At 73.5% G+C, this 17,104-nt stretch carries 19 protein-coding genes, 1 tRNA gene and 1 pseudogene; 10 read left to right on the top strand and 11 right to left on the bottom strand.

From position 1 onward, the window contains the following. Nucleotides 1-87 precede the first annotated feature (87 nt). Entirely contained in the window at nucleotides 88-243 is a 156-nt protein-coding gene (locus ACH4T9_RS20050; RefSeq protein ID WP_396673212.1) for a hypothetical protein, read from the bottom strand. A gap of 185 nt (nucleotides 244-428) precedes the next feature. Between ACH4T9_RS20050 and cutA the strand changes: the two genes are divergently transcribed. Beyond that, nucleotides 429-749 (top strand): divalent-cation tolerance protein CutA, encoded by a 321-nt coding sequence (gene cutA, locus ACH4T9_RS20055; protein WP_396673213.1) that lies wholly within the window; start codon nucleotides 429-431, stop codon nucleotides 747-749. Here the strand turns inward: cutA and ACH4T9_RS20060 are convergent. Continuing rightward, the gene (locus ACH4T9_RS20060) at nucleotides 706-1,923 is read right to left on the bottom strand and encodes a helix-turn-helix domain-containing protein (RefSeq protein ID WP_396673214.1); all 1,218 of its coding nucleotides are present in this window, start codon (nucleotides 1,921-1,923) and stop codon (nucleotides 706-708) included. The two genes, cutA and ACH4T9_RS20060, sit on opposite strands and share 44 nt — an antisense overlap. Nucleotides 1,924-2,080: 157 nt before the next feature. On the opposite strand from ACH4T9_RS20060, the gene ACH4T9_RS20065 reads away from it, so the two are divergent. After that, a complete protein-coding gene (locus ACH4T9_RS20065; protein ID WP_396673215.1) occupies nucleotides 2,081-2,494 on the top strand; it encodes a winged helix-turn-helix domain-containing protein in 414 nt (137 codons plus the stop codon). A 131-nt stretch (nucleotides 2,495-2,625) separates the two neighbouring features. Beyond that, nucleotides 2,626-3,066: a hypothetical protein gene (locus ACH4T9_RS20070; RefSeq protein ID WP_396673216.1), complete on the top strand. Its 441-nt coding sequence runs from the start codon at nucleotides 2,626-2,628 to the stop codon at nucleotides 3,064-3,066. Nucleotides 3,067-3,136: 70 nt separating this feature from the next. Here the strand turns inward: ACH4T9_RS20070 and ACH4T9_RS20075 are convergent. After that, nucleotides 3,137-3,208 (bottom strand) — tRNA-Val (locus ACH4T9_RS20075). Nucleotides 3,209-3,258: 50 nt separating this feature from the next. Continuing rightward, a complete protein-coding gene (locus ACH4T9_RS20080) occupies nucleotides 3,259-3,825 on the bottom strand; it encodes a TIGR02611 family protein (protein ID WP_396673217.1) in 567 nt (188 codons plus the stop codon). 274 nt (nucleotides 3,826-4,099) lie between these two features. Between ACH4T9_RS20080 and ACH4T9_RS20085 the strand changes: the two genes are divergently transcribed. Then, nucleotides 4,100-4,531, top strand: a complete 432-nt coding sequence (locus tag ACH4T9_RS20085) for an SsgA family sporulation/cell division regulator (protein WP_007457244.1) — start codon at nucleotides 4,100-4,102, stop codon at nucleotides 4,529-4,531. A gap of 71 nt (nucleotides 4,532-4,602) precedes the next feature. On the opposite strand, the gene ACH4T9_RS20090 is transcribed toward ACH4T9_RS20085, so the two are convergent. Beyond that, the gene (locus ACH4T9_RS20090; protein WP_396673218.1) at nucleotides 4,603-5,379 is read right to left on the bottom strand and encodes an SDR family oxidoreductase; all 777 of its coding nucleotides are present in this window, start codon (nucleotides 5,377-5,379) and stop codon (nucleotides 4,603-4,605) included. 216 nt (nucleotides 5,380-5,595) lie between these two features. Here ACH4T9_RS20090 and ACH4T9_RS20095 point away from each other — a divergent pair. Further along, nucleotides 5,596-6,645 (top strand): annotated as a pseudogene (locus ACH4T9_RS20095) (helix-turn-helix transcriptional regulator); the annotation flags it as partial. A 184-nt stretch (nucleotides 6,646-6,829) separates the two neighbouring features. Then, complete coding sequence (locus tag ACH4T9_RS20100; protein WP_350888802.1) at nucleotides 6,830-7,285, top strand: Rrf2 family transcriptional regulator; 456 nt, start codon at nucleotides 6,830-6,832, stop codon at nucleotides 7,283-7,285. Nucleotides 7,286-7,364: 79 nt separating this feature from the next. On the opposite strand, the gene ACH4T9_RS20105 is transcribed toward ACH4T9_RS20100, so the two are convergent. Further along, nucleotides 7,365-7,919 (bottom strand): flavin reductase family protein, encoded by a 555-nt coding sequence (locus tag ACH4T9_RS20105; RefSeq protein ID WP_396673427.1) that lies wholly within the window; start codon nucleotides 7,917-7,919, stop codon nucleotides 7,365-7,367. Between the two features lie 211 nt (nucleotides 7,920-8,130). After that, nucleotides 8,131-8,268, bottom strand: a complete 138-nt coding sequence (locus ACH4T9_RS20110; protein ID WP_387024847.1) for a putative leader peptide — start codon at nucleotides 8,266-8,268, stop codon at nucleotides 8,131-8,133. 189 nt (nucleotides 8,269-8,457) lie between these two features. On the opposite strand from ACH4T9_RS20110, the gene ACH4T9_RS20115 reads away from it, so the two are divergent. Continuing rightward, nucleotides 8,458-8,637 carry a DUF4236 domain-containing protein gene (locus ACH4T9_RS20115; protein WP_007075522.1) on the top strand — a complete coding sequence of 60 codons (180 nt, stop codon included), beginning with the start codon at nucleotides 8,458-8,460 and terminating at the stop codon, nucleotides 8,635-8,637. Between the two features lie 86 nt (nucleotides 8,638-8,723). On the opposite strand, the gene ACH4T9_RS20120 is transcribed toward ACH4T9_RS20115, so the two are convergent. Next, nucleotides 8,724-9,644 (bottom strand): hypothetical protein, encoded by a 921-nt coding sequence (locus tag ACH4T9_RS20120; protein ID WP_396673219.1) that lies wholly within the window; start codon nucleotides 9,642-9,644, stop codon nucleotides 8,724-8,726. A 49-nt stretch (nucleotides 9,645-9,693) separates the two neighbouring features. Further along, nucleotides 9,694-10,215 (bottom strand): VOC family protein, encoded by a 522-nt coding sequence (locus ACH4T9_RS20125; protein WP_396673220.1) that lies wholly within the window; start codon nucleotides 10,213-10,215, stop codon nucleotides 9,694-9,696. A 47-nt stretch (nucleotides 10,216-10,262) separates the two neighbouring features. Between ACH4T9_RS20125 and ACH4T9_RS20130 the strand changes: the two genes are divergently transcribed. Together ACH4T9_RS20130 and ACH4T9_RS20135 are read left to right on the top strand one after the other, a co-directional pair. Next, nucleotides 10,263-10,724 carry a MarR family winged helix-turn-helix transcriptional regulator gene (locus ACH4T9_RS20130; RefSeq protein ID WP_396673221.1) on the top strand — a complete coding sequence of 154 codons (462 nt, stop codon included), beginning with the start codon at nucleotides 10,263-10,265 and terminating at the stop codon, nucleotides 10,722-10,724. A gap of 60 nt (nucleotides 10,725-10,784) precedes the next feature. Next, nucleotides 10,785-12,461 carry a tetratricopeptide repeat protein gene (locus ACH4T9_RS20135; RefSeq protein WP_396673222.1) on the top strand — a complete coding sequence of 559 codons (1,677 nt, stop codon included), beginning with the start codon at nucleotides 10,785-10,787 and terminating at the stop codon, nucleotides 12,459-12,461. A gap of 61 nt (nucleotides 12,462-12,522) precedes the next feature. Here ACH4T9_RS20135 and ACH4T9_RS20140 read toward each other — a convergent pair whose 3' ends face one another. Further along, a complete protein-coding gene (locus ACH4T9_RS20140) occupies nucleotides 12,523-13,635 on the bottom strand; it encodes a pentapeptide repeat-containing protein (protein ID WP_396673223.1) in 1,113 nt (370 codons plus the stop codon). Between the two features lie 339 nt (nucleotides 13,636-13,974). Beyond that, nucleotides 13,975-14,601: an SGNH/GDSL hydrolase family protein gene (locus ACH4T9_RS20145; RefSeq protein ID WP_396673224.1), complete on the bottom strand. Its 627-nt coding sequence runs from the start codon at nucleotides 14,599-14,601 to the stop codon at nucleotides 13,975-13,977. 224 nt (nucleotides 14,602-14,825) lie between these two features. On the opposite strand from ACH4T9_RS20145, the gene ACH4T9_RS20150 reads away from it, so the two are divergent. Beyond that, on the top strand, nucleotides 14,826-17,042 hold the full coding sequence (locus ACH4T9_RS20150; protein WP_396673428.1) for a HelD family protein: 2,217 nt from the start codon (nucleotides 14,826-14,828) through the stop codon (nucleotides 17,040-17,042). The last annotated feature ends 62 nt before the right edge of the window (nucleotides 17,043-17,104 follow it).

The raw sequence follows: 17,104 nt of genomic DNA on the forward strand, positions 1-17,104 counted from the left end.
TGCCACACACCCGGCAGCGGCCGTCGCGCTGCCGGTGCAGCTCCATCTCTCGCTGCCACCATGGGTCGGGGGGCGCGGCGTCGGCGCTCACCGGCCCGGCCGCTGGGCCTGGTCGAGGATGCGCTGCCGGGCGACTTCGTGCTCGGCAGCCTGGATGGCCTTGCCGGTCCCGGGCGGCGGGAGCGGGTCGGGCCGCCGTGCCAGCCATCGCACGATCGCGCGTAGCTCGGACCAGATCGCCACGATGCCTCCCTTGTCTGCTGGGGGAGGGTGGCGACGGCAGCTCGCACAGATCGCATGAGAATGGGAAGGACCACCGCCGCCACGCCCTCACGCCAGCCTCACCGATGACCGCGTGTCGGCACAGGGGGAGACCGTCCGCTCGCTGTCCGTGCCGTCCGCGGACACCTGCGAGTAGGGTCACCGGCGTGACTGACTACGTGCAGGTGTCGACCGCCACGGACAGCCGTGAGGTGGGCGTAACCCTCGCCGAAGGCGCAGTAGCTGGGCGGCTCGCTGCGGGCGCGCAGGTGGTGGGGCCGGTGACGAGCGTGTTCTGGCACCAGGGCGAGCAAGGCGTCGGTGAGGAGTGGCAGGTGCTGCTGTTCACCACCGCCGCCAGGTATCCGGAGTTGGAGCGATACCTGCTCGACGCCCATCCGTGGCGCAACCCGCAGATGATGGCGGTGCCGATCGTGCAGGGCTCTACGGAGTGCCTGGCGTGGCTGGCCCGGTCAGTGGACGCCTAGACACCTCGGCGATGAGCGCGCGCAGTTCGACGACGCAGGGCAGGCCGGCGTGCGGCTCAAGCCGGTTGAGGACGGAGTCCAGGCGCTGACCGGGCCGGATCGACCCGACACCACCGGCCAGCCGCACAGCCAGGACTGCGGTCGCGCACGCCTGCTCGACCTCGTTCGCGTCGAGGTAGGCGTCCGCCAGCCACGACAGGTACAGCGCCTTGTCCCGGGCGCACGTGTCGTCGACCCCGGCCAGCGCCCGTTCGAGAACGGGGATCGCCCGCACCGGCCGGTGCAGCACCGTCCAACACCGACCGGTCATGATCTCGCCTTCGGTACGGTCGACCCAGTACACCCAGTCGGGTTCGGGGCGGTCGTCGTGCTCCGTCAGGCAGGTCGTGCCGACGTTGAGGTGCCGTTCGGTGGCTGCGCTGTCGCCGGTCAGGGCGTGCGCCCAGGCGGCCCGCAGGTGTAGCAGCGCGCGCACTCCGGGGGTGGCGGTGGTGCCGGCGGTGTCGCAGGCCGCGGTGGCGGTGTCGGTGGCGGTGCGGTGGAGGGCCTGCTGCTGGTAGGCGAGGAACGCCAGCGCGTTGCCGGCCAGCGCTGCGCTGTCGGCGTCACGTGCCGCGGCGAGGCTGACCCGGTACAGCCGGTCCGCGTCGGGGTGGCGCCCGGCGTCGAAAGCGGCCCACCCGGCGAGCTGGGCCTGCTCGGCGAGGACAGCGAGGAGCTGCCGGCCAGTCGTCTCGTCGTAGGACCCGTCTTGGATCAGGTGGGCGGTCGCGTCGACCTCGGCGGCGTACAGGCGGTGGGTGTCGGCCCCGCCGAGGTGGTTGTCCAAGCGGCGCAGTCGGGCGGTGCGGTCGAGGAGCCTGCCGGGCGTGTCCGCTCCGACGCGGCGGCCGTGGGCAAGCAGGGTGTGTGGCAGCGTGGCGGCCAGGCCGGCGACGGCGACGAATTCGCGGCGGCGCAGTCCCGGGCGAGCGGCGGCGAGGGCGACGAGTTCGCCCCCTGCTTCAAGGATCTTGTCGAGCCGTTGGGCGACGTGCGAAGTGGGGACCTTCGCCCCCGTCTCCAGTTCGTGCAGGTACGACTTCCCGTGGTGGGCGAGTTTGGCCAGGCCGCGCAATGAAAGGCCGCGGTCGTCGCGGAGCTGTCGCAGACGGGCCGCGAAGGGTTCGGTCATGGCTTGCTCCCAGGTAGAGGACTGGGTGGCGCCCCGCCGGCCTCTACCCCGGCGGGCCACCGCACTCGACGGTACCGGCCGTCGCTCTCCAATGGTCGATATTGGGCTACCCAGCTAGCCCACTCCGATCGGATAAGAACAGCCCTACCCTCCGGGCGTGATCTACCCGCAGCGTGGGCCATCCGGTTATCTGGAGCTAGCTGATCTCATGCGCGCCCAGATCACATCCGGGCAGCTCAGGCCAGGTGCGCGACTCCCGTCCGAGGCGACATTGGCGCAGACCTACGGGGTGGCGAGCAAGACCGCGAGAGCCGCCCTGCAACAGCTGCGGACCGAGGGCCTGGCGGAGGCGCAGCGCGGCCGCGGCGTCGTCGTTCGTGCGCCGGTGATTGAGCCGGAGATGGTGTGGATCGACGTCGACGACCAGGTGTCAGCGCGGACCCCCACACCGGCGGACCGCGAGCGGTATGGAGCACCGGAGGGGGTGCCGCTGCTGGTGGTGATCCACCCCGATGGGCTGATGGACGAGTATCCGGCGCACGCCTATCGATTGGCCGTCCGTCCGTCCTGAGTGGCCGAAGGGCGTGGTGATTAACGTCGATCAGGGCCGGAGGATGGCCGTTGATCTCCAGCCGTTCACTATTTGCGATTTACGGACATTGATCGTTTCGCGCGCCGGTTCGATACGTGAAAATCCCACGGATGACAGAAATGTGGGGAACCAAGGAAGTTGAGGCCGGTCGGCCTCCTGAGAGCGGCGGGTACGCGGTCATCGCTGCGGCGGGCATCGTCATCGGCGGCGGGTGCGGCTGGGCCATCCGCCGCATGGTGGGCAGCAATCAGCGGCGGGTCCGTGACCTCGTCACCGGCGAGCAGCGCGAGGTCGTGGAGCGGCTCGCCGAACTGACCGGCGCAGTGAGCGACCTACGTGCCCAGCTCGTGGCGCAGCGGGGGGCGCCGGCGGGAACCCGGCGACCCGTCGGGGGCGCGCACGTCTCCAGTTTCCAGGCAGCGCTCGTGCAGCGGGCCCGGGAGGACGGGATCGAGCAGGGCTTCGAGATCGGCTACCAGGCGCATCTCGGGGAGTGCGGGGTGCCGTACCTGCCGAGCCGCCGCAGGCCGCGACTCACAGGCGACTCATGATCTTCGCCTGACAAGGTCAGAGGCCAGCCGGAACCTTCTCCGACTGGCCTCTGACCTTGCTATATAGAGGTGGGCGATGCTGGTATCGAACCAGCGACCTCTTCGGTGTGAACGAAGCGCTCTCCCACTGAGCTAATCGCCCTCAGCGGCGTTGACTCTACCCGATCGAGGGACCGGACCGCGAATCCGGGGTCAGTGCGTCGCGAGGTAGTGCAGCAGCCGGGCCAGCAGGTCGATGCCGAGGCTGTACTTCAGCGAGAGCCAGACCACCACGGCGACGAAGACGAGACCCACGGACCCGAGCACGAACCGCACCGCCAGGGACCGGCTGGTGACCCACCGGGTCCAGCCCTGTACGTGCCGGCGGGTGAAGTTGAGCAGCCGGCGGGCCCAGTGGAACTCCACGGCCCAGATGCCCAGCCCGGCGATCACCAGCAGCCAGCCGGGGCCGGGCAGCGGGATCAGGGCGATACCGATGGTGACGACGAGTGCGCCGGCGATGGAGATGAATATCTTGAGGGCGACCCGGCCGGTGGGGTTGGCGCGGATCAGGTCGAGGGTGGCGCCCACCCGCTGCCGGAAACGCCCGCTGCGCCGCTCGGCGACCGCCGTCCCGCCCCCGGCTCCCGGGCCGTCGGGACCACCCCGGCCGCGCTGATCCTTCGGCACTGCGTACCCCCGCCTTTCGGCTGCTCGGAGCCCTCCTTTCGGGGGGCCGGACCAAGCCGGCGCATCCACTGAGGATCGGTTCGTAGCCATTTCGCCCTCCAGTGTCACTCCGGCCCGTCACTCCATCGGACCACTGGACGTTACCGGAGTAAGTCGACGTCTGAACCACCCCGATGCCGGGCGGGATCACGTACTGGGCAGAACCGGATATCGTACAAGAATTTTCACATTCTAGCGGCGTTTCCGACCCCCTTCCCACCACTGGGTGAAGTCAGCGTATGGCGGAGCGTAGCCAGGAGTAGCACCTGAGTATGGGAAAAGCGGGACACGCGCGTTCCGCAGCGGTGCCGGGGGGAGAACGTCCATGAGTGTCATCCGACCGACGACCGTAGAGGTCGAGACGTCGCTAAGGCTCGTCGCGCCTGACGCCACCGCATTGCCGGTGCGTGCCAGCCTGCGTTACGACCCTGCTGATCCGTATGCGGTCCATGTCCTGTTCCATGCCGAATCCGCTGGCGGCGAGGCGGTGAGCTGGTCGTTCGCCCGCGAACTGCTGGTCACCGGCCTGGACGAGCCGGCCGGCATCGGCGACGTGCGGGTCTGGCCGTGGGCCACCCCGCGCGGCGACTTCGTCGCGCTGGCCCTGTCGTCACCGGACGGCAACGCCCTGTTCGAGGTGCCGCGCAGCGTCCTGGTGCGCTTCCTGCGGCGGACCTACGTCGTCGTCCCGCGCGGCCGGGAGGCCGAGCACCTGGACGTCGACACAGCGGTGAACCGGCTCCTCGCCGGTCGCTGACAACGACGCCGGCCGGGGCCGCGCGGATCTGCCGAGTCCGCGCGGCTCCGGCCGCTGCTGTGGGTACGCGCTCAGCCGTGCGTCGTGATCCCGCCGTCGACGGGGATGACCGCTCCGGTCAGGTACGCCCCCGCCCGCGACGACAGGTAGATCGCGGTGCCGGCCATGTCCTCGGGGCGCCCGATCCGGCCGAGCGGGACCTGCTGCTCGATCGCCGACCGGGCCGCCGGGTCCTTCAGCGCGAAGGCCGTCATCTTGCTCTCGAACGGCCCCGGCGCAATCGCGTTCACGGTGATCCGCTCGCCGGCGAGCTGGTGGGCGAGGCCACGGGTGAGCATGTGCACGGCCGCCTTGGTGGCCGAGTAGGCGTACACCTCCATGGACGGCACCCGGATGCCGTCGATCGAGCCGATGTTGATCACCCGGGCCGGGTCGTCGTCGGTGGCCGCCGCGCGCAGCGCCGGCAACAGGGCGGTGGTGAGCCGGAAGACGGCCTTGACGTTGACCGCCCACAGCTTGTCGAACGCGCTCTCCGGGTACGACTCCAGCGGCGCTCCCCAGGTCGCCCCGGCGTTGTTGACCAGCACGTCGAGCCGGTCCACCCGCTCCCGGACGGCCGCGGCCAGGCCCTCGGCCCCCGCGTCGTGGCCCAGGTCGGCGGGGATCGCCGCGCAACGCCCCTCGGCGGACAGCTCCTCGGCCACCGCCTCGCAGACGTCCGCCTTGCGGGAAGAGATGATCACGTCCGCGCCGGCCCGTACGAAGCCCCGGGCGATCATCAGCCCGATGCCCCGTGAGCCGCCCGTGACCAGGACCGTCTTGCCTTCGACCGAGAACAGATCCGTCATGCCCATCCCATCGCCGTTCGGGGGCCGCCGGTGGTCCGCCGGACCCGGCGCTACCGATCGGTAACCTAGCCCGGTCGCCGTGCCCCGACAAGCCGCCGGGCCGGCGTGGAACGGGTTACCCCGGGACCGCGACAAGCCGCCGGGCCGGCGCGGGACGGGGCGGCCCCGGGCCGCTTCGGGATGCGACCCGCTCGGACGCGGGTTACCGTCGCAGCGATGGTCCCCTCCGGTCAGCCCTCCCCGGCACCCCCCACCGACCAGGCGTCGACCCGCCCCGACCTGGCGACGGCCCGCCCCGCCCTCGCGCCCCGCGCCGAGGCCGCCGCCCGGTCCACGGGCATCGCCGCCCTCACCCTCGGCGACCTCGCCCCGGACCCCGAGTGGCGACGCCCCGTCCTGCTCGACGCGGACCTCGTGGTCCTGATCACCGGCGGCCACGGCACCGCCGAGCTGGACTTCCGGCCGCTGCCCTGCCGCCCCGGAACCCTGCTGCGGGTACGCCCGGGTCAGGCGCTGCGCCACGCCGGGGGGCGGCTCGACGCCGTGGTGCTGCGCTGGACGCCCGCGGCCCTGCCGCGGGACCCGGGCCTCGACGGCGACGACGTGCCGGCACACCGGCAGCTCGCCGGCGAGGACGGGGACGCGGTGCTCAACGAGGTCACCCAGCTCGTGGTGGACCTGCGGCGGCAACCGGACGTGCCCGCCGCCCGCGCCCTGCTCCGTCACCAGCTCGCCGTGCTGCTGCTGCGGCTCACGCTGCTGGACGCCGACCCGGCGAACCCGGCGCAGGCCGAGCGGCGTGCCGAGAGCACGACATTCCGGCGGCTCCGTCAGGAGGTCGAGCGCGGTTACCGGCACACCCGCCGGGTGGAGGACTACGCGGCCCGGATCGGCTGCTCGGTGCGTACCCTCACCCGGGCCTGCCTGGCGGTGACCGGGCGCAGCGCGAAGCAGGTGATCGACGAGCGGGTGGCCCTGGAGGCCAGCCGGCTGCTCGCCGCCACCGACGAGCCGATCGCCCGGATCGGTCGCCGGCTGGGCTTCCCGGAGCCGACCAACTTCGGCCGCTTCTTCACCCGCGAGGCGGGGGTGAGCCCCGGCGTGTTCCGGGCTGCCCGGGGCCGGCCGACGCCCATCGGGCCGCCGCAGCGGGACCACGAGGGCCGCGAGCCGGTGCCGCCCCATCGAGACCGGGAGCAGGCGTTGTACCACAACGGGCGGGAGCAGCCGCCGGTTACCCGCGCGGACGGCGGCAGGCGGCCGGACGCGCCGGGCGGATCGGGTGGGGCGGGCGGGGCGTCGCGCAACAGCCGGGAGCACGCGGCGACGGGCGGGCGGGAGCGTCCGGCGGGCCACGGTGGCGGGCGGGACGCGGCGGCGGCGAGCCGGATCGTCCGGCCCCGGCCGCCCACCGACCCGACCGGCAGGGCGGGGCGGGCATGATGAGGGGGTGCAGATCTCCGCGCGCGGTGACTACGCGGTACGGGCGGCTCTGAGCCTCGCCACCGCGTACCCCTCCCTGCTGTCCACCCAGGCCATCGCGGCGGAACAGGACATGCCGCGCAAGTTCCTGGAGGCGGTCCTGGCCGACCTTCGCCGGGCCGGGCTGGTCCGGGCCCAGCGGGGCGCCGAGGGCGGCTACACGCTGGCCCGGCCGCCGAAGGAGGTCACCATCGGGGCGATCCTGCGCGCCGTCGACGGCCCACTGGCCGGGGTGCGCGGAATGCGTCCCGAGGAGACCAGCTACGAGGGGGCGGCGGAGAACCTGCCCCGGCTCTGGGTCGCCGTCCGGGCGGCGGTCCGGCAGGTGGTCGACGAGGTGAGCCTGTCCGAGCTGACCAGCGGCCGGCTGCCGGGCCACGTGCGGCGGCTGATCGCCCCGCCCGACGCCTGGGAACCCCGCTGACCGCCGCTCGCGGGCGGCGCGGACGGGGCCGGCGGCGGGTCGACCCCGGCGTCTGACCCCTCGGTACGGGCCGGCGCGCTCAGCCGGGGACCTCCCACGGGGCGACGGTGGTGGTGAAGTTGGCCCGATGGTGCACCAGCGGGTTGCTGTCCTCCCCCGACCCGAGAGCCAGCGGCTCGGCGATGACGATCGTGTGGTCGCCTGCGGTCACCCGGTGCACCACCCGGCAGAGCAGCACCGCGAGCGCCCCGTCGACCAGTGGCACCCCGAACGGGCCGGCCGTCCAGCCCCGGTGCGCGGCGAAGCGGTCGATCCCGCTGGTGGCGAAGGTGCGGGCCACCTGCTGCTGCCCGGCGGCGAGCAGATGCACGGCCACGTGCTCCGCGCGCTCGATGATCGGCCAGCTCGACGACGCCCGGGCAAGGCAGAACGACACCAGCGGCGGCTCCAGCGACACCGAGGTGAACGAGGTGGCGGTGAACCCGGCCGGCGGTAGCGGCGGGCGTCCCCGGCCTGCGGAGGGCCCCGGCGCGGTGACCACGGTGACCGTGGCGGCCTGCCGGCGCAGCAGGGCGCGGAGCAGGTTGGTGTCGACCGGGCACAGCTCGACGGCGCCGGCCCCGGGCCGGTCCACGGTGGGTGAGACGGGCGCGACGGGGGTGGGCTGCAGCGGACGCGGGGATGGGGATGGGGGCACGGCTGTCTCCTGATCTGTCCACGGAGGAGGTGGGTCCACGATCGGTGGAGCGCGCCCCGGCAGGCGGGACGCGGTGGAACGCCCTCCGCCGTGAGCGGACGGGCGGACGGAACGCGGTGACGGGGGCCGAGCCGGCCGACCGGTCAGCTCAACAGAGCGCGCTCGCGTGCCGGACCAGGTCGACGTGCACGCGGGCGGTGAGGAGAGGCTCGTCCCGCTGCGACATGTGCTCATCGTGCCGTCGTCCCGCGTGGCCGGTCAACGCCCTTCCACAGGTTGAGATCATCGTCTCCCGACCCGATGTGCATCGCCTCCACCAGCACTGACCACCCCGTAACACCCATCCGTTGGATAGAGATTGTCGCGCCGAGCGGTGACACAGTCCAGTAGGGACCCGGAGAGGTTTCGCGAATCGTCGTTTCGGGCATGTTCGATCTCGACACGGCAGACGATTGGTGACGAAGGGAGCCCTGCGATGGGCCTCATGTTCCGTAAGCGCAAGAAGTACGGCCCGATCATCCTGAACTTCACCGAGAACGGATTCTCCTCGTGGAGCATCAAGATCGGCCGATGGTCCTGGAACTCGCGGGCCAAGGCGCACCGCGTCGACCTGCCCGGTCCGCTGTCGTGGAAGCAGGACAAGTCCCGGGCCTGACCTCCCGGATTCGAGCGGGGCGCCGACGTTGACGTCGGCGCCCCGCTCGCTGTCCCGGGCACATCCCAGCGACGTCCGGCGTGCGCTCAGGAAGCCGGGCCGCCACCCGGGGCTGCGGTGATCACCACGTCCCCGCCGAGCCGGCCGTGCTCCGGGTCGCGGGTCACCGCCCCCGAGTCGAGCAGGCCGGTCACCGCCCGGGTCGCGTCGGCAGCCCGGTAGGGCGTCGCGGTGAGGGCGTGTCGGCGTAGCTCGGTGACCGTCCCCGGGCCGTGGCGGTCGAGCTCGGCGAGTAGTTCCCGGGCCAGCGGTCCCGGGTCCGGCTCCGCGACGACGTCGAAGGGCCGCCCCCGCGGGTCGGCCGGGTCGAGCAGGCGCATGCCGGAGGCGACCGCCCAGAGCCCGTCCTTGAACGCCTGGAGGCTGCGGTCCGACGAGGTCGCGAACGCCACGTGCCACCCGTCGGACCCGCCGGTTGGCGGCCCCGCCGGCTCGGCCGCCGCGACCAGGTGGGCCTCGGCGACCAGCGGGAAGCCGGCCGCGTCCAGCGCCGGCCGCAGGGGCGATCCGGGGCCGGCGACCAGCAGCAGGTCGGCCGGGCGGCCGGCCCGCGCGGCGGCCAGCAGGGCCGGCGTCGGATCCGCGCCGTGGGCAACGGTCAGCAGCGGCGCGCCCACCGCCCCGGCCGCCTTGAGCGCCACCGGCAGCCGCCCCGGGTCGCCGGGCATGACGTGCACGGCCACCTCGGCGGGCAGGGTCGCCTCGATCGCGCCCAACCGGGCCGGCAGCGCCTGGTCGCCGTCGGCCAGCACCAGGATGGTCAGCCGGAACCCGCGCAGCCGGTCGGCGAGGTCCGCCACCGCCCGCAGCGCGGCGTCCGCGCCCCCCGCGTCGGTCCCGGCGTACGCCAGGGCGAGGGTGGCCCGCCGGGCGCGGTGCAGCGCTGCGGGCAACCAGGCTTCGAGCTGTCGGGCGAGCAGCTCGTGCAGGACGGTGTCGGTCGGCATGCTGTCGTTCTACCCCACCGGCCCGGGACGCGGCTCCCCACCCCGGCGGTCAGGCCGGGACGGAGATACCCACCCCGCCGCGGGTCTGACCGCCGTAGCGCTGCCGCTCGCGGTCCAGGTCGAGGCGGCCGATGCGCTTGCGGGCGGACAGTGCGTCGTCGTCGAGCCGGTCGGCCGGGATCAGCCAGACGATCTCGAACTCAAGCCCGTCCGGGTCCTGCCCGTAGAGGCTCTTGGTGGTGCCGTGGTCGGAGCTGCCGACCAGGGCGCCGGCGGCGGTCAGGCGCTCGGCAGTGACGGCGAGCTCGTCGAGGGTGTCGACCTCCCAGGCCAGGTGGTAGAGGCCGACGGTGGCTCGGCCTGCGGTGGAGCGGCCAGCGGCCCGACCGAGCTCGAACAGGCCGAGGTCGTGGTCGTTGGTGGAGCCGGCGGCCTGGAGGAAGGCCGCGCCCCGGAATCCGTCGGGGGTCATCGGGATGACCCGGAAGCCCAGCACGTCACGGTAGAAGGCGACGCTGCGGGCCAGGTCGGAGACGTAGAGGACGGCGTGGTTGAGGCGGTGGATTCCCATGCCGTCCAGGCTAGCGCGATTTGGTTGAGCGTTCAACAAGTTCGGTTATGCTGGTGTCCATGACCCGCTGGCTGGACCCTGACGAGCAACGCACCTGGCGGGCGTACCTCGCCGCCTCCCGGGCCCTGATGGACACGCTCGACCGCGAGCTGCAACGCGACGCGGGCATGCCGCACGCGTACTACGAGATCCTGGTCCGGCTCTCCGAGGCGCCCGACCGGCGGCTGCGGATGGGCGATCTGGCCGACGCGACCGGCTCCTCGCGCAGCCGGCTCTCACACGCCGCCGCGAGGCTGGAGGCGTCCGGCTGGATCCGGCGGGAGGACTGCCCGACCGACCGGCGCGGGCAGGTCGCCGCGCTCACCGACGCCGGATATGCCGCCCTCGCCGCCGCCGCGCCCGGCCACGTCGAGGGGGTGCGCCGGCACCTCTTCGACGCGCTCAGCCCCGCCCAGGTGGACCAGCTCCGCCGGATCAGCGAGACGCTCGCCGACCACCTGACCGGATGATGACCGAATCGCGATAATCGGGGGGTTGTACATATTGTCGCGGGACGGCCACGATGGGGCGTGTCCTCCGCCTTCGGTGATTTGACCGTCCAGGCGCACCACCTGGTGTCCGCCGGCGACCTGGCCGGCGCGCAACAGCTGCTCTCCGACGCGCTGAGCGACGCCGATCCGCGCCCCGACCACGCCTCCCCCGAGCTGGCCGACGCCGCCGGCCTCCAGGCCCGTGTGCTGGTCGCGCTGGGCGAGCCCCACTCGGCGCGGGGCTGGGCTGCTTTCACGTACGCGGCCACGAGCCGGCTGTACAGCCCCTCCGACCCGCGTACGGTCTCGGCGGCGGCGACCCTCGCCGCGGTGCTGCACCGGGTCGGCAGCTACGCCCGCGCCGCCCGGCTCTACTCCGACGTCATCATCGAGCTGACCGCCTCCGACGGGCCGGAGTCGCTGCGGGTGCTGGCCGCCCACGCCGACCTGGCCACCGTCGAGTACGCCCGCGGCCAGTGCGAGGTGGCCCGGGAGCGGTTGCAGGACGCCTGGGAGCTGCACCGGGAGGTGTACGGGGACGGCCACCCCAGCGGCATCAAGATGCTGGCCCGGCTCGGGGCGATGCAGCGCGACTGCGGGAAGTTCGCCGAGGCGCACGACCACCTGGCCCTGGCCCGGGAGCTGTGCCGGCAGCACCTCGCCGTGGACGACCCGCTCGCCGTGCAGGTGGCGGGCCTGGCCCGGGCCGCCGCCAACCCCGACCACGTCTGCGCGCGGACGTCCCCGGCCGACCGGGAGGAGCCGGCGGAGGCACCCGTGGTCCCGGCAGCCCGCGTCCCGCCGGCCGCCGAGGGGCCACCGATGTACCAGACGGCGTGGCCGCCGGAGGACGACCCGTACCCTCCGGCCGTACCCGCCCCCCGGACGCCCCCGGACGGGGTGGCCGACCACGCCCCCGCGTACCCCGGCGGCGACGATCCGTGGGTCAGGCAACACGCCGCGCCCGGTGCCCCGGCCCGCGCCGGCGACGACGATCGACGGGCCCGGGACGGCGACGAGCAGGGTGCCCGGCCGTACCCGGAGGACGACGGCCGGTGGCCGGACGAGCCGGGATGGCCGGCCGACAGCTCGCTGCCCCCGACGGTCGTCGGCCTGGCCGGTGCCGGCGACGAGCCGGCCGGGGTGCGGGCCGTGCACCCGCCCGTGACCCGGGAGGACCGGTCCCGGCTGCTCCCGGTGCTGGTCCCCCGCCCGCCCGCACCCCCGTCGCGCCGGCTCACCCCGCTCGTGGTACTCGGCGGGGTGACCGTGATGGTGCTCGGCACGGCGGCGGTGATCGCCGGGGTCGCCCGGGTCGACCGCCCGGCACCCGGCCCGGTGCCCTCGGTCACCGCCCCGTCGGGCTCCGGCGCCCCGGGCGTCGGCCCGTCCGGCGTCGGCCCGTCCGGCGGAGCGTCGGCCAGTCCCCGGGCCGCCGCCTCACCCGGCACCCCGCCGGGCGGGTTCACCGTCCGGGACAACCGGGACAACATCGCGCTGCGTTGGACGTACCCGGCCGGCGCGACCGGGCCGGTGGTGCTCGCCAAGGGCCAGTCCGGGCAGGAGCCCCGCGCGTTCGAGACCCTCCCGCCGGGCAGCACGAGCCTGCTGGTCTACGGCCTGGACCGGGCCGACGACTACTGCTTCACCGTCGCGGTGGTGTGGTCGGTGGAGACGGTCGGCCGGAGCAGCCAGGTCTGCACCAACCGCCGCTGACCGGAATGCGCGGCCGGCGGTTCGCCCAGCCGGTCAGCCCTCGAATCTGGACCGCCAACCCTCACTCTTCGGGACACGGAGTAGGCCGGGGCACCGCGGTGCCCCCGAACTTAGGCATCCGCGTGCGGTCATCGGTTGTGGCGCAGGCCAGGGACGTGCCGAGCAGCTTCGCGTCGGTCAGGTCCGCGCCGGTCAGGTCCGCGTAGATCAGGCGTGCGGTTTCCAGGTTCGCGCGGGTCAGGTCCGCGCGGGTCAGGTCCGCTCTATGCAAGTTCGCGTCGAACAGGGTCGCGAGGTGCAGGTCCGCGTCGGTCAGGTCCGCGTCGGTCAGGTCCGCGTAGACCAGACGCGCGTGGTTTAGGTTCGCGCTCTCCAGCCCAGCTTCCACCAGGTTCGCGGACCACAGGTCCACGCCGGCCAGGTTTGCGCCGGCCAGGTCCGCGCCGGCCAGGTTCGCGCGGATCAGGTTCGCGCCGGCCAGGTTCCCGCCGGCCACGTCCGCGCCGGCCAGGTTTGCGCCGGCCAGGTCCGCGCCGGCCAGGTTCCCGCCGGCCAGGTCAGCGCCGGCCAGGTTGGTGTTGCTGAGGTCGAGCACGTCTGGCCGTCGTTGCGGCGCGGCCCCCGGGGCGGCGGTCCAGCCGACCGGACGATCCGCCTCTCGCCCGTCCAGATCGCTGCCGTCGCGGGTGATGTCGCGGCGGCCTAGCACGGTCAGCGCGGCCTGGATGTCGACCGGCGGGTGCGACGGGACGCGTTCCGTGGGGCGGGTGGTCGCCGGAGCGGACCTGGCCTGGCTAGGTGCGGGGGCATGGACCCGGATGAACGCGGCGAGGATGTCGACGACGGCGGGTTGGTCCTCGGCCGAGTCGCGCATGATGCGTTCCAGGGCGTAGATCGCGCCGAGACGCACGTCCACCTTCTCCGTGCCGGGCTGGCCGAGCTGCTCGACGGCTCTGGTGAACCGGTCGGTGATCTGCCCCTGGGCGGTGAGCCGCTGTTGCTCGCGGTTGGCCTCGCTGGTCTGGCGGTTGGCCTCGTTGGTGATGTACAGGCCGATGGCTACGAAGAGCACCGACAGGATGCTGCCGAAGGCGGCCACGAGGCCACCGATGGCCACCAGGCGCTGCCACGGGTCGGGCGTGACGTCGATCGGCCCCGCCGGGACGAGTTCCACCCGAGCCGTCGCCGGCCGGGAGGACCGTAGCGCCCGAGGCCCGGTCGTGGACTGCCCCGCAGCTTTCCAGTGCCGCCTCGGGGCAGGAACATCACCACGTTGACGGGTTTCAGCGTTCGGCTGATCACGATGCGTTGTCGACACGGCATCCATTGGAGCCGACCCGCGCCAACGAGCAAGACCCGCAGTCACACCCCAGGCATTACCGACCAGACGGACCTGCCCGTCGACGAGCCCCGCAGCTGGCCAAACGTTCGATCGTGGTCGCAATCTCGGCCAGCGCCGATCGACGTCTGCTGATGACAGGCTGCCGTCGTCATGACCGACGAGTGCAAGGCCTCAGGCGGCCAGGGCGGTCAGGAAGGCGTCCGCGATGACCGCGTGGCCGGGCAGCCCCGGGTGCACCCGGTCGTCGGCCCAGCGGCTCGACGGGCTGTGCCGCAGCACCCGGTCGAAGGCCGCCTGGGTGGCCACGTGCACCGCGTCGAAGTCCTTGGCGAGGGCGGCCACCACGGCGGCGTACCGGTCGGTCTCGACGCGCTGCGGCTCGTCGAGGTCGGCCTCGATGAGGAACGGGTCGGCGAGGAGCAGCCGGCACCCCGTGGCGTCCACGGCCCGGCGCAGCAGCGCGCGCAGGGTGCGCTCGTACTCGTCGATCGGCACCGCCTCGGCCTCCCGGCCGGGGACGAACGCGCGCCAGATGTCGTTGATCCCGATCATCACGGAGAGCCAGTCGGGGCGCTCGCCGATCGCGTCGGCGTCCCAGCGGGCCGCCAGGTCCCGGACGGTGTTGCCGCTGATCCCCCGGTTGACCCAGGTCAGCTCGCGCTCCGGGTGCCGGGCGTCGACGAACGCGCGGACCAGACTCGGGTACCCGACGCCGTAGGGGGCGGCGGCGTCGCGCCGGCCGCAGTCGGTGATGCTGTCCCCGATGAAGACGACGCGCTGACCGGCACCCAGCAACATCCCGCACGACTCCGTCCCCGGCGGCGGTGGTTCCCGACCGATCGCTTGGTGGGAGAGGTCGTCGCGCGGTATCTTTTGCAGTTCAGGCACAAAAAAGGAACGGCGATAATTGCCGTTCCGAATGGAATCCTAATCACTAGGGAGACGGCTTGTCAAGGCACTCCGCGGGTCCCGACGAGCTACGGCACGACGACGAGATCGGCCCCGAGCAGGAGTACGTCTCCATGCTCTACGGCCGGCTGGACGGCATGCGGGAACAGGCAGCCCGGCGGCTCGCCGAGGAACTGCACACCACCGGCGGCACCCTCCAGGCCCGGTCGCAGCGGGACAGCTCAGTGCGGATGTACGCCGAACAGGTCGAGCAGTTCTCCGCCGTGGAGAACGGGCTCTGCTTCGGCCGACTGGACGCCGACGACGGCGCGCGCCACTACATCGGCCGGATCGGCATCTTCGACACCAGCGGCGACTACGACCCGCTGCTGATGGACTGGCGGGCCCCCGCCGCCCGGGCCTTCTACCTGGCCACCGCCGCCAACCCGCAGGGTGTACGGCGACGGCGGCACCTGCGGACCCGGCAGCGCAAGGTGACGGCCCTCAACGACGAGGTGCTCGACCTGGCCGCCGCCTCCCCCACCGCGCACGAGGAGCTGACCGGGGAGGCGTCGCTGCTCGCCGCGCTCACCGCCGGCCGGACCGGCCGGATGCGCGACATCGTCGAGACCATCCAGGCCGAGCAGGACCGGATCATCCGCGCCGACCTGCCCGGCACGCTGGTGGTCCAGGGCGGCCCGGGCACCGGCAAGACCGCCGTCGCCCTGCACCGCGCGGCGTACCTGCTCTACACCCACCGCAATGTGCTCTCCAGCCGGGGCGTGCTGCTGGTCGGCCCGAACGAGACGTTCCTGCGCTACATCTCGCAGGTGCTCCCGGCGCTGGCCGAGACGGGCGTGCTGCTGCGTACCCCCGGGGACCTTTTTCCCGGGGTCAGCGCCCGCCGGACGGAGCCGGCGGAGGCCGCGGCGGTCAAGGGCCGTGCCGAGATGGTGCAGGTGCTCACCGAGGCGGTGCGGGACCGGCAGTGGGTTCCGGACGAACCGCTGGAGATCGAGGTCGAGCGGGAGCTGCTGCGGCTGGACCCGGAGACCGTCCGGGCGGCCCGGGACCGCGCCCGCCGCACCGGCCGGCCGCACAACCTGGCCCGCACGGTCTTCGACGTCGAGATCGTGCACGCCCTTGCCGACCAGGTGGCCGACCGGATCGGCGCGGACCCGCTGGGCGGGGAGAACCTGCTCGACGAGGCCGACGTCGCGGAGATCCGCCGCGAGCTGCGCGAGGAGCCCGGGGTGCGGGCCGCGCTGGACCGGCTCTGGCCGGTGCTCACCCCGCAGCGCCTGCTCACCGACCTGTACGCCGACCCCGACCGGATCGCCGCCGCCGCGCCCGAGCTGACCGACGCCGAGCGGGCCCTGCTGCACCACCGGCCGGGCGGCTGGACGCCGGCCGACGTGCCGCTGCTCGACGAGGCCGCCGAGCTGCTCGGCGAGGACGACCGCACCGCTGCGGCCCGCCGGCAGCGCATCCGGGCTTTCCAACGCGAGTACGCCGAGGGCGTGCTGGAGATCGCCCGGGGCTCCCGCTCCATCGACGTGGAGGACGAGGCCGAGGGAGGCGAGATCCTCGGCGTCACCGACCTGCTGGACGCCGACCAGTTGCTGGAGCGCCAGGAGGAGTCCGACGGGCTGACCGCCGCCCAGCGCGCCGCCGCCGACCGGGGTTGGGCGTTCGGGCACGTGATCGTCGACGAGGCACAGGAGCTGTCGCCGATGGCCTGGCGGCTGCTGATGCGCCGCTGCCCGAGCCGGTCGATGACGATCGTCGGGGACGTGGCGCAGACCGGGGCGCTCGCCGGCACCCCGTCGTGGGCCGACGCGCTGGAGCCGTACGTGGCGCAGCGGTGGCGGCTGGAGGAGCTGACCGTCAGCTACCGCACGCCCGCCGAGATCATGGCGGTGGCCGCCGAGGTGCTGACGAAGATCGACCCGCACCTGCTCCCGCCGCGCTCCGTACGGGAGAGTGGGGTGCCGCCGTGGGACCGCCGGGTCGCCGAGGACGCGCTGCCCCGCGCGCTGACCGGGGCGGCGGTCGCCGAGGCGGCCGGGCTGGCCGACGGGCGGCTCGGGGTGATCGTCCCCGCCGGCCGGGTCGACGAGCTGGGCGCCGCACTGGTCGCGGCGCTGCCGGAGGCGGCCGTCGGCGAGCATCCGGAGCTGGAGAGCCGGGTGGTCGTGCTGACCGTCGGGCAGGCCAAGGGGCTGGAGTTCGACTCCGTCCTGGTGGTCGACCCGGAACGGATCGTGGCCGAGTCCCCGCGCGGCCACAGCGACCTGTACGTCGCCCTGACCCGCGCCACCCAACGCCTGGGCATCCTCCGCGTCGCCTGATCCACCCACCCGGGACACCGCGCACTTTCACGGAATCAGTGGCCTCGCGGCGCCGAATAGCC

Source organism: Micromonospora sp. NPDC020750, from assembly GCF_044334565.1.
In the GTDB taxonomy this organism is placed as follows: Bacteria; Actinomycetota; Actinomycetes; order Mycobacteriales; family Micromonosporaceae; genus Micromonospora.

Excerpts from the sequence above, each read along its gene's own strand:
- ACH4T9_RS20060 (WP_396673214.1), bottom strand. The coding sequence starts at position 1,923 with ATGACCGAACCCTTCGCGGCCCGTCTGCGACAGCTCCGCGACGACCGC.
- ACH4T9_RS20070 (WP_396673216.1), top strand. The coding sequence starts at position 2,626 with ATGACAGAAATGTGGGGAACCAAGGAAGTTGAGGCCGGTCGGCCTCCT.
- ACH4T9_RS20080 (WP_396673217.1), bottom strand. The coding sequence starts at position 3,825 with ATGGCTACGAACCGATCCTCAGTGGATGCGCCGGCTTGGTCCGGCCCC.
- ACH4T9_RS20085 (WP_007457244.1), top strand. The coding sequence starts at position 4,100 with ATGAGTGTCATCCGACCGACGACCGTAGAGGTCGAGACGTCGCTAAGG.
- ACH4T9_RS20090 (WP_396673218.1), bottom strand. The coding sequence starts at position 5,379 with ATGACGGATCTGTTCTCGGTCGAAGGCAAGACGGTCCTGGTCACGGGC.
- ACH4T9_RS20110 (WP_387024847.1), bottom strand. The coding sequence starts at position 8,268 with ATGATCTCAACCTGTGGAAGGGCGTTGACCGGCCACGCGGGACGACGG.
- ACH4T9_RS20115 (WP_007075522.1), top strand. The coding sequence starts at position 8,458 with ATGGGCCTCATGTTCCGTAAGCGCAAGAAGTACGGCCCGATCATCCTG.
- ACH4T9_RS20120 (WP_396673219.1), bottom strand. The coding sequence starts at position 9,644 with ATGCCGACCGACACCGTCCTGCACGAGCTGCTCGCCCGACAGCTCGAA.
- ACH4T9_RS20125 (WP_396673220.1), bottom strand. The coding sequence starts at position 10,215 with ATGGGAATCCACCGCCTCAACCACGCCGTCCTCTACGTCTCCGACCTG.
- ACH4T9_RS20130 (WP_396673221.1), top strand. The coding sequence starts at position 10,263 with ATGCTGGTGTCCATGACCCGCTGGCTGGACCCTGACGAGCAACGCACC.
- ACH4T9_RS20145 (WP_396673224.1), bottom strand. The coding sequence starts at position 14,601 with ATGTTGCTGGGTGCCGGTCAGCGCGTCGTCTTCATCGGGGACAGCATC.
- ACH4T9_RS20150 (WP_396673428.1), top strand. The coding sequence starts at position 14,826 with ATGCTCTACGGCCGGCTGGACGGCATGCGGGAACAGGCAGCCCGGCGG.